Here is a 14,899-nt window from a genome sequence, read left to right as displayed (position 1 = left end):
GTGGGGCGCCGCTGTCGTTGCGCCGCCGCCGGGCAGTCCGGCGGCGGTTCACGGCATGGATGCGTCGCCCTGGTGCGCCGGAGGCAGGCTGGCATCGGCGTCGTGCCCGCCGCTCGGAGCCACCACCATGCGGTTGCGCCCCCGCCTCTTCGCGGCATAGAGCGCCCGGTCGCCGGCACGCAGAAGCTCGCCCAAGCTCGCGCCGCGTTCCACCATCGCCGGGGTCGCGACGGCGATACCGATGCTGACGCCAACGCTCGCCGCGCCCACGCCGCAGGAAATCGGCACGGCCATCGCCTCGATCAGCCGGTGGGCAAGCCGCTCTGCGCCATCGAGCGGCGCGGTGCAGGCCCCGAGCACCACGACGAACTCATCGCCGCCGAGCCGTGCCACCAGATCCTCCCGCCGCGTTTCGCGCCGGAGGCGGTCGGCCGTCGTGCGCAGAACGGCATCGCCTGCGGCGTGCCCGTGGGTGTCATTCACGTCCTTGAAGCGATCGAGGTCGAGGCACAGCACGGCAAAACCCATGCCTGCCCCGGCCCGCCGCGCGCGCGCCAGTTCCTCCTCCAATCGCTGCTGGAGCAAGCTGCGGTTGGCAAGCCCGGTCAGCGCGTCATGGGCGGCAAGGTGAGCCAGACGCGCCTCCGCCGCCTTGCGCTGGGAGATGTCGCGGACTGACACCACATAGCCGTCCGGCGCACCGGTGATCTTGTCATGGGTCAGCCGGATGAAGGCTTCGATCCACACCCAGGTGCCATTCTTGTGCCGCTGGCGCTGCTCGCTGCTGGCGTTTTCCACCCTGCCCTCGCGGATCTGCCGCATCAGGGCCTGGAAGGCGGGCCGGTCATCGGGATGCACAAGGTCCATCGCGCGCTTGCCCACCAGTTCCTCCGGCTCGTAGCCCAGCAGGGTGCGCACCGCGGGTGAGATATAAAGACGGATGCCTTCGAGGCTCCCCCGCACCAAGGTATCCGCGGAGTTTTCGGCCAGCAGGCGGTAGCTCTCCGCCTCGGTCGCCGCCTCGTGGGCGGCGGCCTCCAGCGCAGACTGCGCCTGCGCGAGCGTCACGAGGTCCGTGAGCGCTCGGCTCTGTTCCGCCGAGAGCACGCGCGGCGCCGGATCAAGCAGGAGCAGAAGGCCGGCGGCTTGCATGTCGGCGCCGGCATGAAGTGAAACGGCGGCACAGAAGCGCGGCGCCCTGTCCTCCAGGTCGAAAGAAAGGCCGGCGAGCGTCTCGTCCTTAAGGATATCCTCCACGACCAGCACGCCCTGCGCGGCCTCGGCCCGGCGCCAAAGCACCGCCACGGCGGGCGGGAGAGGCTCCGCCCTCCGCACAATGGCCGCCGTCGCGACGCCGAGCATCGCGCGTGCGATCCGGCAAAGCGCGCCCTGCCCCGCCGCAGCCGTCTCCGCCCCGCTGCCGTGCATCACCCTCGTCTCTCCGGCGTCGGTCAACAGGGGCCGTCCGCCCGATCGTGCCCTGCTGCCACGCATCCAGCTACGTGGCGTGTGTCACGCGCGGCAGCAAGCGGGCTCCAGCGGCCGGTGTTCACTTTCCCACGCGCGTGGCCGGCAGGGAACCACGCGCACAAAATGATTTAACTCTATAAAATAAGTTATATAATCAAAATATCAACTCGTTTCAGTTGTGAATTGGAGTGTGACATGAGCCTGCGCCTTGGGGACACCGTTCCGGACTTCACCGCCGAGACCACGGAAGGGCCGGTGAGCTTTCACGCCTGGCTCGGCGACAGCTGGGGCATCCTCTTCTCCCACCCGAAGAACTTCACCCCCGTCTGCACCACCGAGCTGGGGCAGGTCGCCCATCTCAAGAGCGAGTTCGACAAGCGCGGCGTGAAGGTGATCGGCCTCTCCGTGGACAAGGTCGAGAATCATCCTGCCTGGGTGCAGGACATCAAGGATGCCACCGGCGCGAGCCTGAACTTCCCGCTCATCGCCGACGCGGATCGGAAGGTGTCCACGCTCTATGACCTGATCCACCCCAACGCGAACGACAGCGCCACCGTGCGTTCGGTGTTCATCATCGGCCCGGACAAGAAGCTGAAGCTGTCCATCACCTATCCGGCGTCCACCGGGCGCAATTTCCAGGAGATCCTCCGCGTCCTCGACTCGCTCCAGCTCACGGCCAACCATTCGGTGGCGACGCCGGTGGACTGGAAGCCCGGTGAGGACGTCATCATCGTGCCGTCCCTGTCGGACGATGCGGCGAAGGCCAAGTTCCCGGAAGGCTGGAAGACCGTGAAGCCCTACCTGCGCGTGGTACGCCAGCCCGGCGCGTGAGCCCCGACGGGCGTTCACGGACGCCCCCGCGCGGGGCATCCCTTCTCCGGCCGGCCCCACGGCCGACCGGAGCCCTGCCTCAAGCGGACATGATGTAGTCGCGCAGAGCCGCGTGCTCGCGTTCCATCTCCTCCACGCGGTGCTTCACCACGTCGCCGATGGAGATGATGCCCACGAGGCGACTGCCCTCCACCACCGGCACATGGCGGAAGCGTCCGCGTGTCATGCGCTCCATGATCACCGGCACCGTCTCGTCGCCCGTGCAGGTGACGACGGCACGTGTCATCACGCTGTCCAGCGGCGCGGACAAAGCATCGGTGCCGCGCTCGCCCAGCAGGCGCACCACGTCGCGCTCGGAGATGATGCCTTCCACGGCCATGTGGTCATCCACCACCACGATGGCGCCGATGTGATGCCGCGCAAGGCGCGCCACGGCGTCACCCACGGTGGCGCCGGGGGAGATGGTGACGATGTCACCGCCCTTCTGCTGCAGAATCCTGCTCACGGTCATTGGCGTTCGCTCCCTTCGGACGCCGGCCGGGATCCGGTATGGCCCGGTTGCTTTTGCCCGTGCCGGCCTGTTCCAAAAGAAAGCATCTCTCGCATCGCTTATGGAGGCAAGCGCGTTTCGCCTGCGCGCAACGCAAAGCTGTAGAGGGGTACCAAATAGGGCCGCCGGCCCCTTCAGCGGACGCGGACGCGCTGTACCGGATCAAACAGGCCGAACAGCAGCAGCCCCGCCAGGAAACCACCCACGTGCGCCTGCCACGCCACCTCCGCGCCCTCGGTGCCCGGCATGGAGACACCGAGGCCGAACAGCAGGTTCAGCCCGAACCAGATGGCGATGAAGATCAGCAGCTGTGGGTTCCGCAGGCTGTCGAGAAGGGATTCGGCGGGGTGCCGGTCTCCCCCGCCGAAGCCACCGGCCAGGGCGCCGCCCGGCGACACCGCGAAACGCATGGCGGCCGCCATGGCCCCGGAGACGGTGGCCGAGGCGCCGATCAGGGGCACGATGCCGTCCAGGTGGCTGAGATAATGCGCGCCGGCCCCTGCCGCGGCCGTCACCGCGCAGAACAGGAGAAAGCGTAGCGTTCCGAAGCGTCGCGCCACGGGGGTGCCGAAGGCGAGAAACCAAATGAGGTTGACGCCCACATGCATCCAATTGGCGTGGAGGAGCGCATAGCTCACCACCGTCCACACCTTCGGTCCCAGCCCTCCCGGCAGGTAGAACATGGTGTCCGGCAGGGTGTAACGGGCCGGGATGAAGGCGAAATACGTCAGCACCTCCAGGTCCGCCTCCGGGCTCAGCACCAGCATGCGGATGGCATGGATTGCGATCAGCACCAGCGCCACGCCAACCACGCTGGCGGGGAGGTTGAACACCGGCTCGCGAGCCGGCCCGGAAGGGAGGAAGGGGCGATTGGACACGCCCCCGACATAGGCAGCCGCGCCCTGCTCGGCAAGGGAAATCCCCTGTTCAGAGGGTCGGTGAGAAACGCGCCACGCACCCACAAAACGGTTAAGGTTAACAGAAGGTTGACGAAGCAATTGCGGCCGGGATGAGGCATTATCATTTTGTTAACCCACGGCGGATGGCCGCGATGTCGAAGTTCTTGCCCCAGACCCTGCTGCAGATACTGCTCCCTATGGCCCTGCTGTGTGGCGGCCTCGGCGCGGCTGGCGCTCAGGAACAGCGCTTCGCCAATCTCTCGCCCGCGTTTGCACCCCAGCACCTTGCCGAGGGCCGCAGCACCAGTGCACCGGCGGGCTACACGCGCTTCTGTGCGGAACACGCCCGCGATTGCGGCAGCTCCGGGCGGAGAATTGTGGCTGTCCACCTCGATGACGAGAAGGAAGCCGAGCTCGACCGCGTGAACCGCGGCGTCAACGCCCGTGTCCAGCCGGAAACCGATCTCGAGCACTATGGAGAGACCGAGCGCTGGGCCTACCCCGATGACGGGAGGGGCGATTGCGAGGATTACGTGCTGGAGAAGCGCCGGACCCTGCTCAACCTGGGCTGGCCCAGTTCCGTCCTGCTCATCACCGTCGTGCGGGACCGTGAGGGCGATGGCCATGCGGTGCTGACGGTCATCACCGATCGCGGCGACCTGATCCTCGACAACCAGGAGGATGAGATCCTCTCCTGGAAGGACACCGGCTATCGCTATGTGAAGCGCCAGTCCCAGGCGCGCGCCACCGAGTGGGTGTCTCTCGGCGACACGCTGGTGCCCTCCCCGCCTGTGGTGGGTGGCGGGCGCTGAGGCGCCCGTCCTTTCACAGGTACCGCCTTACCCTCGCATCAATCCACCCGCACCAGCCCCTGGGCATAGCGCTTGCCGTTGCGCTGGTAGTTGAGCGCGCTCTTCGCGAGCCCCTCGATAGCGGCGTCGTCGAGCGCGCGCACGGCCTTGGCCGGCGAGCCCACGATCAGGGAACGCTCGGGAAATGTCTTGCCCTCGGTGACGAGCGCGCCAGCTCCCACCAGGCTGAAAGCGGGGATGACGGAACGGTTCAGCACTGTCGCGCCCATGCCCACCAAGCTGTTGTCGCCGATGGTGCAGCCATGCAGGATCACATTGTGTCCGATGGTGACGTTGGCGCCGAGAGTGAGCGGACAACCCGGATCCGTATGGAGCACGCAGTTTTCCTGGATGTTGCTGCCCTCGCCCACGACGATGGGCTCGTTGTCGCCGCGCAGCACAGCACCGAACCAGATGCTCGCCCCCTCCTTGACGACCACCCGGCCGATGAGCACCGCCGTGGGCGCGATCCAATAATTGCCGGAAGCGGGCAGCTCTGGGGCGACACCGTCGAGCGCATAAAGCGGCATGGCTGTTCCTCCTGTGGGCGCTGGGCCTGCCCTCCCCTAACGCCGATGCCGGGCCATGACTAGAGGCACACCGTCCCCGCGGCGGCAGGGGGCGCGAGGCATCACGCCGCCACCGGAAGCTCTATTCTCACGCCGCGGCGGCAAACTCGGTGACGAAGCCCTCCACCAGCCGGCGCAGGTCCGCGGCCTGGCCCGAAATGCCGTTCGAAAGCATCATGAGCTGGGTGGAGGCGCTGCCGGTCATCTCCGCCGCCTGGCCGACGCCGGAGATGTTCTGCGTGACCTGCTGGGTGCCGGTGGCCGCCTGCTGGCAGTTCTGCGCGATCTGCGCGGTGGCCGCGCCCTGCTCCTCCACCGCGCCGGCGATGGCGGAAGCGTTCTCCTTGATGGTGGAGATGACGCGGACGATCTCCGCCATGGAAGCCACCGTCCCATCGGTCGCCTGCTGGATCTCGGCGATCTTGGAAGAGATCTCGTCGGTCGCCTTGGCGGTCTGGGCGGCGAGATCCTTCACCTCCGCGGCCACCACGGCGAAGCCCCGGCCCGCCTCCCCCGCCCGCGCCGCCTCGATGGTGGCGTTGAGGGCGAGAAGGTTGGTCTGTGCCGCGATGGTCTTGATGATGTCGATGACCTCGCCGATGGCGCCAGCCGCCGACGCAAGGCCCGCGATGCTGCGGTTGGAGGTTTCGGCCTCGGTGAAAGCGCTGTCGGCCACCGTGGCGGAGCGGGCCACCTGCCCGTTGATCTCGTGTACGGACGCAGCCATCTGCTCCGAGGAGGTAGCCACCGTCTGTACGTTGGATGAGGCCTGCTCGGCGGCAGCCGCCACCGCCTGAGCCTGGCGGGAGGTTTCTTCGGCCGTGGCAGAGAGGCTCCTGGCCGCATCCTCAAGCTCGCCCGAGGACTGCACGAAGCCCGACGCGAGGCTTTGCATCTGGCCCACGAAATCATGCGCCAGTTGCTCGCGGCGCGCCAGAATCTCGCGCTCGCTCATCTCGCGCTCGGCCGCCTCGCGGCGCAGTTGTTCAGCGATGCGCAGATGGCCACGCAACGTCTCCAGAGCTTTGGCGATCGTGCCGATTTCCTCGGTCCGCTCGATTCCGCGCACGGGTACGTCGAGCTCACCCCGGCCGAGCGCTGCCATGACACCGATGCAGCCCTGGATGGGGCGCACAACCCAGAAGCGGACAACGAAAATCGCAATAGCGAGGATGAGCAGCGTGCCGCCGGACATGGCGGCCAGCGTGACCCAAGCCGTCTTCTGGGACGCGGCAGCGAGGTGCTCCTGCTCGTCCGCGACCTCCTTGGCGAGGGTGCGGTTGAACTGGGTCAGCCGGTCGATCACCGCGTCGAGGGCAGGATCACAGCCGGTCTTCATCGCCTCGGCGACCCGCTCCTTCTTGTCGGCATCGAACCCTTCCGCGATGCCGATGGCTTCGCCGCAGGGCCCGCTCACGGCGCGCTGAAAATCCCCGGTCAGCCGCTCCAGGTCGGCGGTGCGCTCCGGCAGAAGCTCGGCCGCTTCCTTCATGTTGTTCTTGAAGCCATCTTGCGCGAGGTCCACCAGGGCCGCGGTGCGCATCATGCTCTCGGTGGAATCGGCAGCCGCCCTCTGGTGCACGGCCCCGCTGTAGCGCGCGATGTAGCGCCCCGCATGGGCGATGTTCATTCCCGCCAGGGCCTCATGGCCCAGCAGCTTGGAATAGACGCTGTCGATCCAGAGCATGTTGGAGGTGGCATAGTAGCCGCCCCCGAGGCTCACCGCACCGAGAACGAACAGGAGGCTGACCACCTTCCAGGCGAGAGGCCAATTCTTGAACGACATGAGCTTCCCCCAACAGCCGCCAGCCCGCGGCTTCGCTGGAACTGCATTCGCCCCGCGACGGACAATGCAAAACGCCATGACCCGCCCGCCGACCACGCCTGGGAGGTCCAAGGACGGATACACGCCAATTCAGTATGTAGATGATACTACCTCCCATTAAGGAGCTTTTCAATTAACAGTTTCATGAACGCGCAAACGAATACTTTCAATTGGAAACAAGTTATGGGTATTTTGCCGGGAAAATACTGGCTGAGCGGAGACGCCAATCCCTGAAAGGCAAACGCCCCAGGAGCCGGGCAAAGCTCCTGGGGCGTTCAAGGGCATCGGGAGTTGCGCGCGCTCAGGCCGCCGCCGCGAAATCCTTCACGAAGTCCTCCACCGCGCTCTTGAGATCGCTTGCGCGGCTGGAGAGGCCAGAGGACAGGTCCATCAGCTGGGTGGAGGCGCTGCCGGTCATCTCCGCCGCCTGGCCAACGCCGGAGATGTTCTGCGTCACCTGCTGGGTGCCGGTGGCCGCCTGCTGGCAGTTCTGCGCGATCTCGGAGGTCGCTGCGCCCTGCTCCTCCACCGCGCCGGCGATGGCGGCGGAGTTCTCCTTGATGGTCGAGATGACACGCACGATTTCAGCCATGGAGGCCACCGTCCCGTCGGTGGCGTGCTGAATTTCCGCGATCTTCCCGGCAATCTCGTCAGTGGCCTTGGCGGTCTGGGCCGCAAGGTCCTTCACCTCCGCAGCGACCACGGCGAAGCCACGGCCCGCCTCCCCTGCCCGCGCCGCCTCGATGGTGGCGTTGAGGGCGAGAAGGTTGGTCTGCGCGGCGATGGTCTTGATGATGTCCACCACCTCGCCGATTGCGCCGGCCGCAGCCGCGAGCCCGCCGATGTGGCGGTTCGAGGCTTCCGCTTCCACGAAGGCGGTATCCGCAACGGTTGCGGACTGGGAGACCTGACCGTTGATCTCATGCACTGAAGCGGCCATTTCCTCCGAGGAGGAAGCCACGGTCTGCACGTTGGCGGCCGCCTGCTCGGCCGCCGCAGCCACGGCCTGCGCCTGGCGGGAGGTTTCCTCCGCCGTCGCCGAGAGGCTTCTGGCGGCGCCGGCCACCTCGGCGGACGATTCGACGAAGCCTGCGGCCAGCGCCTGCATCCTGGCGATGAAGTCGTGCGCCATCGTCTCTCGCCGCGCCAGCACTTCGCGTTCGTGCCGCGCGTGAACCGCGGTTTCGGTGCGCAGGTGCTCGGCATCCCGCAGCTCGGCGCGCAGCGCCTCGAGCGCCTTAGCGATGGCACCCACCTCGTCGGCGCGGTCCGTCCCGGTCACGGTGACGCCAAGCTCGCCCCGGCCCAGCGCTGCCATGATGCCGATGCTGCCCTGGAGCGGGCGCACCACCAGCAGGCGAAGGACCAGAACGGCCAGAGCGAGGATGAGGAGCGTCGCGCCGACCACGCCGAAGAGCGTCAGGTAGGCGGTGCCGCGGGAGGTCGCCGACAAGGCCTCTTGCTTGCTGAGCACGGACTCGGAGAGCAGCCGGTTGAACTCAACCAGCCGGGCCACCACCTCCTCCAGCGCCGGATCGCAGGAGGTTTTCAGGGCGTGTTCGGCCTTCAGCCGATCCTCCTCCCGGCCTTCCTGCGCCAGGGCAAGCGCCGCCTTGCAGGGGCCGTCAGTCGCCTGCCGGAAGTCGCGGCTCGCGGCCTGCAGCTCTGTGCTGCCAGAAGGGAGCAGCCGCGTGGCTTCGTTCATGTTGTCCTGCAGGCCCTTCAGCGCCTGGTCCCGCAGGACGATGGCGCTGCGGGCACCTTCGGAACTCTCGGCGCCGACCTGCTGATGCAGCGCGCTGGAATAGCTGGCGATGAAGCGCCCCACACGGGCGAGCCGCATCGAGGCAACCGCCTCGTGGCCGAGAAGCTGCGAATAGGCGCGGTCGATCCACAGCATGTTCGACGTCGCATAATAGACGCCACCCAGGCTGAGCGCGCCCAACCCGAGCAGAAGACTGACGACCTTCCAAGTCAACGGCCAGTTCCTGAACCCCATGATATCCCCCCCCCAACGGCCGGCCCTCGCGTGACCGAAGTGACCGGACCTGATTCCCGCCCCGTTTTGGAAAACGCCGACCTTCCGCTTCCCTGCCGCCAGAGCCCGCAGGGCTCCGGTATAGGGGATATCCCTTTAACCCAATGGACGAAATCGGCTTAGCTTCCAAACGCACACGTGCGGCCCATCATCGTACCGCTACACTCGACGAAGGTCGGATTCCCGTCATTGCAATAGGTCAATAAGGCACCCTGATATAAAAGCCTATGGCACTCTTCGTCGCCGCGCGCCGATTGACAGACGGGGCGCTGCGGCCGAGGAGAGAGCTTTGCGTCGTTTCAGGTGAACCGATGGACGATCCTGCCCGCCACCTTCTCGCCGTGGGTGGCCTCAGCGTGCTGTTCGTGATGGCGACCAACGAGGAGTTCGGTCCTCACCTCAAGGCGCGGATAAACCCGCTCATCACCGGCGTGGGGCCGGTGGAAGCAGCGGTGGAGACAGCAAGGCTGCTCGCCCGGCTCGACCACCTGGGCCGGCGGCCCGACGTCGTTTTCACCCTCGGCTCGGCTGGCTCCCGGAGCCTCGATCATGCGGAGGTGTACCAGGTCTCCCACGTCGCCTACCGGGACATGGACGCCTCGGCCCTCGGCTTCGAGAAGGGGCGCACCCCGTTCGTGGACGAGCCAGTAGTGGTGCCCCTGCCCCACCACATCGCGGGCGTGCCCTCTGCCTCGCTGTCCACGGGCGGCGCCATCATCTCCGGTGCAGCTTACGATGCCATCGCCGAGGACATGGTGGACATGGAAACCTTCGCGGTGCTGCGCGCGGCGCGGCGTTTCCACCTGCCCATCATGGGCCTGCGCGGCATCTCCGACGGCAAGTCCGAGCTGTCTCGCTACGAGGACTGGAGCGAATACCTGCACATCATCGACGAGAAGCTCGCCATTGCGCTCGACCAGTTCGTGGCGCAGGCTACCGCGGGCGGCCTCCGGCCCATGCCGGAGTGCGAGGCATGACGCCCGCCGCCCGCATCGCCGCCGCCATCGAGGTTCTGGCTGACATCGCCACCCGCCGCCGCCCGGCGCCCGAAGCGTTGAAGGACTGGGGCCTCGGCCATCGCTTCGCCGGCTCGGGCGACCGCGCCGCCATCGCCGGCATCGTCTATGACACCCTGCGCCGGCGCGCGTCCGCCGCGGCCGTGATGGGTTCCGATGAGCCGCGTGCGCTCGTGCTCGGCATGCTGGCCGTCATGCGCGGCCTGGACGTGGAGGCCATCGCCCGGCTGGCGGATGGCGCGCGCTATGCGCCGGCCGCCCTCAGCGCTGACGAGCGCAGCCGGCTCGCCAATCCCGACCTGTCCGAGGCCGCGCCTTTCGTGCGCGGGGATTACCCTCAATGGCTCCACGCCTCCCTTCGCCACGTGCTCGGCGAGGATGTGGTGGCGGAAGGGCAGGCCCTGGCCACACGGGCGCCGCTGGATCTCAGGGTCAACACCCTCAAGGCAACACCCGAGGACGCGCGCGCCGCGCTCTCCCACCTCAAGCCCGAGCCCGGCCGCTGGTCTCCGCTGGCGCTGCGCATCACCCTAGACGCCGAGGGCAAGGCGCCGCCCGTTTCCGCCGAGCCCGCTTTCATCAAGGGCGAGGTGGAGGTGCAGGACGAGGGCTCGCAGATCGTGGCCATCCTCGCGCAGCCGCTGCCCGGCACCCAGGTGCTGGACCTGTGCGCGGGTGCCGGCGGAAAGACTCTGGAATTCGCGGCCCTGATGGACAACAAGGGCCAGATCTACGCCCACGACGCCGATATCCGCCGCCTCAAGCCCATGCACGAGCGCCTCGCCCGCGCCGGCGTGCGCAACGTACAGGTGCGGGCGCCGCGTGGCGCCGAAAACGTGCTCTCGGATCTCGAAGGCCACATGGACCTGGTGCTGGTGGACGCCCCTTGCACCGGAACGGGCACCTGGCGCCGCAATCCGGACGCCAAGTGGCGCGTGCGTCCCGGTGCTCTCGCCCAGCGCACGGCTGAACAGGCGAAGATCCTGGAAGACGCCACGCGCTACGTGAAGCCCGGCGGTCGCCTCGCCTATGTCACATGCTCGCTGCTGGACGAGGAGAATGGCGCACAGATCCGCGCACTTCTGGCGAACCACCCGGATTTCGCCCCCGTCCCGCCGGCGGAGGCCGTGCTGGCATTGGGCGCTGGCGGGCTCGCACTCAAGGATGCCGCGCTCCTCGGACGCGAGGGGCTGCTGCTCACGCCCCGGCGCACCGGCACCGACGGCTTCTTCGTGAGCGTGCTGCGGCGCGCGGGCTGATCTCCCTTCGCGCCGCGCATCCCCTTCCGATCGCGCATGGCCGCCGTGCGCGGCGCTTGCGGGTCGGCGCGGGACGATGGCTTTTTCAAAGGCGACTTTCCAGCTAAAGGAAGCGCGTCAAGCGCCTCCACGCCTCAAACGGAAAGTCCCCGCCTCATGGCCACCCCTTCCCAGGACACCGCTCAGGATACCGTCCTCATCATCGACTTCGGCAGCCAGGTGACCCAGCTCATCGCCCGCCGCGTGCGCGAGGAAGGCGTCTATTCGGAGGTGGTGCCGTTCCAGAAGGGGGCGGAAGCCGTGGCGCGGCTGAAGCCGAAGGCAATCATCCTCTCCGGCGGGCCTGCCTCGGTGATCGAGGGCGAGAGCCCCAAGGCGCCGCAGGAGGCCTTCACCGCCGGCGTTCCGGTGCTCGGCATCTGCTATGGCGAGCAGTGCATGGCCGCGCAGCTCGGCGGCACCGTGGAAGCCGGGCATCACCGTGAGTTCGGCCGCGCCGAGCTGGCGGTGGAAAAGGAGGTGCCGCTGTTCGAGGGCGTGTGGCACGCCGGCGAGCGCCACACCGTGTGGATGAGCCACGGCGACCGCGTGACCGCCCTGCCCGAAGGCTTCGAGGTGATCGCGACCTCGCCCAATGCTCCCTTCGCCGCCATCGCCGACGTGGCGCGCAAGTATTACGGCGTGCAATTCCACCCCGAGGTGGTGCATACGCCCGATGGCGCGCGGCTACTGGCAAACTTCGTGCGCAAGGTGGCCGGCCTGCAGGGCACCTGGACCATGGGCGCCTTCCGCGAGCGCGCCGTCGCGCGCATCCGCCAGCAGGTGGGCAAAGGCCGCGTCATCTGCGGCCTTTCGGGGGGCGTGGATTCTTCGGTCGCGGCCGTGCTCATTCACGAGGCCATCGGCGACCAGCTCACCTGTGTGTTCGTGGATCACGGCCTGATGCGCCAGGGCGAGGCGGACGAGGTGGTTTCCCTGTTCCGCGGACACTACAATATTCCACTGGTGCACGTGGATGCCTCTGATCTCTTCCTGACGGCGCTCGAAGGCGTTGATGATCCCGAGCAGAAGCGCAAGATCATCGGCAAGCTCTTCATCGATGTGTTCGAGGCCGAGGCGAAGAAGGTGGGCGGGGCCGACTTCCTGGCCCAGGGCACGCTCTATCCCGACGTGATCGAGAGCGTCTCCTTCGCTGGCGGCCCCTCGGTCACCATCAAGAGCCACCACAATGTGGGGGGCCTGCCCGCGCGCATGAACATGAAGCTGGTGGAGCCGCTGCGCGACCTCTTCAAGGACGAGGTGCGCGCGCTCGGCCGCGAGCTCGGCCTGCCGGACCGCTTCGTGGGGCGCCACCCCTTCCCCGGCCCCGGCCTCGCCATCCGCTGCCCGGGCGGCATCACCCGCGAGAAGCTCGACATCCTGCGCAAGGCGGACGCCATCTACCTGGAGGAGATCCGCTACGCCGGCCTTTACGACGTGATCTGGCAGGCGTTCGCGGTCATCCTTCCCGTACGCACCGTAGGCGTGATGGGCGACGGGCGAACCTACGACCACGTCCTCGCCCTGCGCGCTGTAACGTCCGTGGACGGGATGACAGCGGACTTTTACCCCTACGACATGTCTTTCCTTGGCCGCGTGGCAACACGCATCATCAACGAGGTAAAGGGCGTGAACCGCGTCGTCTACGACGTGACGTCCAAGCCCCCCGGCACCATCGAGTGGGAATGAAATGATGTGGTTCGCGGCGTTTCGCGAACTATCGCAACATCATCATAACTAGCTGAAATCAAACAAAAAGTCAAGTGTTCACTATCGGAGCCTATCGCCTTGAAGCGATGGGCTCTGACGGTGCGCGCGACGGTATGCGTTTTTCACCGTCAGCCGGATTTTTGCCCTACCGTCAGGTCAAAAACGGAAGCAACCCACGGAAAACCAAGTTAGTACTCTGTTTTATAATGATTATTCGCGTTGATTGACGGTATCGGATTTGACGGTAAAATTGGGGCTCGAAAAGGCGCTTTGGATCGTCAACGAGGCCGTCCCCATGCTTACCGACATGGCCATCAAGAGGCTGAAACCAAAGGATAAATTATACAAGGTGGCCGACCGTGACGGTATGTACGTTTCCGTCGCCACGACAGGCCAAATCACCTTCCGGTACGACTACCGTCTGAACGGTCGCCGGGAGACGCTGACGATCGGCCGTTATGGCGCCGATGGCCTCACGCTCGCCGAAGCCCGCGAGCGCTGCATCGCCGCCCGCAAGCACGTGGCGGAGGGGCTTTCCCCCGCGCACGAGAAACAGCGCGACAAACGGCGCAAGGCCATGGAGCGCAGCTTCGGCGCGGTGAGCGCCTTATGGATCAAGGAAGCGCGCATGGCGGAAAGCACCCGCTCGATGCGCAAGGCAATCCTCGATCGCGACATTCTCCCCGCCTGGAAGAACCGCCTTCTGACCGAGGTGACGCCGGATGATCTGCGCCAACTCTGCGCCAAGGTGAAGGAGCGCGGCGCGCCGGCGACCGCCATCCACGCCCGCGACATCGTCAAACAGATCTTCGCCTTCGCCATCCTGCACGGCGAGAAGGTACCGAACCCGGCCGACGAGGTCGGGCCGGCCTCGATCGCGACCTTCCAGCCGAAGGACCGCGCGCTGTCACCGGCCGAGATCAAGATCATGCTGCAGCAGATCGAGCACGTGCCGACCCTGCCGACCATCCGCCTCGGCCTGCGCCTGATCCTGCTCACCATGGTGCGCAAGAGCGAACTGCAGGATGCCACCTGGGACGAGGTCGACTTCGAGAACGCCGTCTGGACGATCCCGAAGGAGCGCATGAAGCGATCGAAGGCGCACAACGTCTATCTCGCGCAACAGTCGCTCGACATCCTGATTGCGCTCAAGACCTGCGCCGGCAACTCGCGCTATCTGCTGCCGTCCCGCTATGACGCCGACGCCCCCATGTCGCGCGCAACCTTCAATCGCGTCACCGCGGCTGTCGTGGCGCGGGCAAAGAAGGAGGGGCTGCCGCTGGAGCCGTTCACGGTCCACGACTTGCGCCGGACCGGCTCGACGCTCCTGAACGAGATGGGCTTCAACAGCGACTGGATCGAGAAATGCCTCGCCCACGAGGACGGGCGCTCATCACGCGGCGTCTACAACAAGGCGGAATACGAACCGCAGCGCCGGCACATGCTCCAGGAGTGGGCCGACATGGTCGATGCCTGGGTCAACGGCCAGAAGCGGGCGCCAACGCTGTTGCCGCCGTCGATGGCCTTTATGGGGAGGGAGGCGGCACCCTGATCGTAGACAACGCAGTATCGACCTATGCCTCGCCAGCTTCTGATTCCGGGGCTGGCTCTGCTGAAACAGATGGAATCGATCCGGCCTGACCAAGGGGTTGACTCTCTCCATCCCTGTTTGCGGGGCGAGGCTGACCTGCGGCGATGAGCAAAGCGAGCCTAAAGCAGCCACCTGTTCCAAATGACCATCATAGAACATAGACTGCAAACAGCCCTTGAGTGAATTTTGCCTTCGCCATTGCGAGGTGACAAACGGAGGGGCTGAAGTAATTAAGCTGTCTGCTCCGGGGG

At 66.6% G+C, this 14,899-nt stretch carries 12 protein-coding genes; 6 read left to right on the top strand and 6 right to left on the bottom strand.

The genetic code is table 11. The features are described 5' to 3' along the window. Positions 1 to 48: 48 nt before the first annotated feature. Positions 49 to 1,455 (bottom strand): diguanylate cyclase domain-containing protein, encoded by a 1,407-nt coding sequence (locus V5F61_RS09620; protein ID WP_394104031.1) that lies wholly within the window; start codon positions 1,453 to 1,455, stop codon positions 49 to 51. Positions 1,456 to 1,665: 210 nt separating this feature from the next. On the opposite strand from V5F61_RS09620, the gene V5F61_RS09615 reads away from it, so the two are divergent. Then, on the top strand, positions 1,666 to 2,301 hold the full coding sequence (locus V5F61_RS09615) for a peroxiredoxin (protein ID WP_393988212.1): 636 nt from the start codon (positions 1,666 to 1,668) through the stop codon (positions 2,299 to 2,301). Positions 2,302 to 2,380: 79 nt separating this feature from the next. Here V5F61_RS09615 and V5F61_RS09610 read toward each other — a convergent pair whose 3' ends face one another. After that, positions 2,381 to 2,812, bottom strand: a complete 432-nt coding sequence (locus V5F61_RS09610; protein WP_393988211.1) for a CBS domain-containing protein — start codon at positions 2,810 to 2,812, stop codon at positions 2,381 to 2,383. 173 nt (positions 2,813 to 2,985) lie between these two features. Then, positions 2,986 to 3,684: a rhomboid family intramembrane serine protease gene (locus tag V5F61_RS09605; protein ID WP_393988210.1), complete on the bottom strand. Its 699-nt coding sequence runs from the start codon at positions 3,682 to 3,684 to the stop codon at positions 2,986 to 2,988. A 218-nt stretch (positions 3,685 to 3,902) separates the two neighbouring features. On the opposite strand from V5F61_RS09605, the gene V5F61_RS09600 reads away from it, so the two are divergent. Next, a complete protein-coding gene (locus V5F61_RS09600; RefSeq protein WP_393988209.1) occupies positions 3,903 to 4,562 on the top strand; it encodes a transglutaminase-like cysteine peptidase in 660 nt (219 codons plus the stop codon). A 38-nt stretch (positions 4,563 to 4,600) separates the two neighbouring features. Here V5F61_RS09600 and V5F61_RS09595 read toward each other — a convergent pair whose 3' ends face one another. The 3 genes from V5F61_RS09595 to V5F61_RS09585 all read right to left on the bottom strand — a co-directional run bounded on the left by V5F61_RS09595 (position 4,601) and on the right by V5F61_RS09585 (position 8,973). Continuing rightward, a complete protein-coding gene (locus tag V5F61_RS09595) occupies positions 4,601 to 5,131 on the bottom strand; it encodes a gamma carbonic anhydrase family protein (RefSeq protein WP_393988208.1) in 531 nt (176 codons plus the stop codon). Positions 5,132 to 5,258: 127 nt separating this feature from the next. Next, positions 5,259 to 6,956 carry a methyl-accepting chemotaxis protein gene (locus V5F61_RS09590; protein ID WP_393988207.1) on the bottom strand — a complete coding sequence of 566 codons (1,698 nt, stop codon included), beginning with the start codon at positions 6,954 to 6,956 and terminating at the stop codon, positions 5,259 to 5,261. 340 nt (positions 6,957 to 7,296) lie between these two features. After that, complete coding sequence (locus V5F61_RS09585; RefSeq protein ID WP_393988206.1) at positions 7,297 to 8,973, bottom strand: methyl-accepting chemotaxis protein; 1,677 nt, start codon at positions 8,971 to 8,973, stop codon at positions 7,297 to 7,299. A gap of 371 nt (positions 8,974 to 9,344) precedes the next feature. Between V5F61_RS09585 and V5F61_RS09580 the strand changes: the two genes are divergently transcribed. The 4 genes from V5F61_RS09580 (at position 9,345) to V5F61_RS09565 (ending at position 14,609) form a co-directional block, all read left to right on the top strand. After that, positions 9,345 to 10,010, top strand: coding sequence for a 5'-methylthioadenosine/S-adenosylhomocysteine nucleosidase (locus tag V5F61_RS09580; protein WP_393988205.1), 666 nt, complete (start codon positions 9,345 to 9,347; stop codon positions 10,008 to 10,010). Next, positions 10,007 to 11,308, top strand: a complete 1,302-nt coding sequence (locus V5F61_RS09575; protein ID WP_393988204.1) for an RsmB/NOP family class I SAM-dependent RNA methyltransferase — start codon at positions 10,007 to 10,009, stop codon at positions 11,306 to 11,308. Before V5F61_RS09580 ends, V5F61_RS09575 begins: the two co-directional genes overlap by 4 nt. A gap of 156 nt (positions 11,309 to 11,464) precedes the next feature. Continuing rightward, positions 11,465 to 13,036 carry a glutamine-hydrolyzing GMP synthase gene (gene guaA / locus V5F61_RS09570; RefSeq protein ID WP_393988203.1) on the top strand — a complete coding sequence of 524 codons (1,572 nt, stop codon included), beginning with the start codon at positions 11,465 to 11,467 and terminating at the stop codon, positions 13,034 to 13,036. A 316-nt stretch (positions 13,037 to 13,352) separates the two neighbouring features. Beyond that, positions 13,353 to 14,609: a tyrosine-type recombinase/integrase gene (locus V5F61_RS09565; protein WP_393988202.1), complete on the top strand. Its 1,257-nt coding sequence runs from the start codon at positions 13,353 to 13,355 to the stop codon at positions 14,607 to 14,609. The last annotated feature ends 290 nt before the right edge of the window (positions 14,610 to 14,899 follow it).

This window comes from Xanthobacter sediminis, assembly GCF_043195015.1.
Taxonomy (GTDB): domain Bacteria; phylum Pseudomonadota; class Alphaproteobacteria; order Rhizobiales; family Xanthobacteraceae; genus Xanthobacter.
This window is presented reverse-complemented; position numbering and strand designations above follow the sequence as displayed.

Excerpts from the sequence above, each read along its gene's own strand:
- V5F61_RS09615 (WP_393988212.1), top strand. The coding sequence starts at position 1,666 with ATGAGCCTGCGCCTTGGGGACACCGTTCCGGACTTCACCGCCGAGACC.
- V5F61_RS09610 (WP_393988211.1), bottom strand. The coding sequence starts at position 2,812 with ATGACCGTGAGCAGGATTCTGCAGCAGAAGGGCGGTGACATCGTCACC.
- V5F61_RS09600 (WP_393988209.1), top strand. The coding sequence starts at position 3,903 with ATGTCGAAGTTCTTGCCCCAGACCCTGCTGCAGATACTGCTCCCTATG.
- V5F61_RS09595 (WP_393988208.1), bottom strand. The coding sequence starts at position 5,131 with ATGCCGCTTTATGCGCTCGACGGTGTCGCCCCAGAGCTGCCCGCTTCC.
- V5F61_RS09590 (WP_393988207.1), bottom strand. The coding sequence starts at position 6,956 with ATGTCGTTCAAGAATTGGCCTCTCGCCTGGAAGGTGGTCAGCCTCCTG.
- V5F61_RS09580 (WP_393988205.1), top strand. The coding sequence starts at position 9,345 with ATGGACGATCCTGCCCGCCACCTTCTCGCCGTGGGTGGCCTCAGCGTG.
- V5F61_RS09575 (WP_393988204.1), top strand. The coding sequence starts at position 10,007 with ATGACGCCCGCCGCCCGCATCGCCGCCGCCATCGAGGTTCTGGCTGAC.
- guaA (WP_393988203.1), top strand. The coding sequence starts at position 11,465 with ATGGCCACCCCTTCCCAGGACACCGCTCAGGATACCGTCCTCATCATC.
- V5F61_RS09565 (WP_393988202.1), top strand. The coding sequence starts at position 13,353 with ATGCTTACCGACATGGCCATCAAGAGGCTGAAACCAAAGGATAAATTA.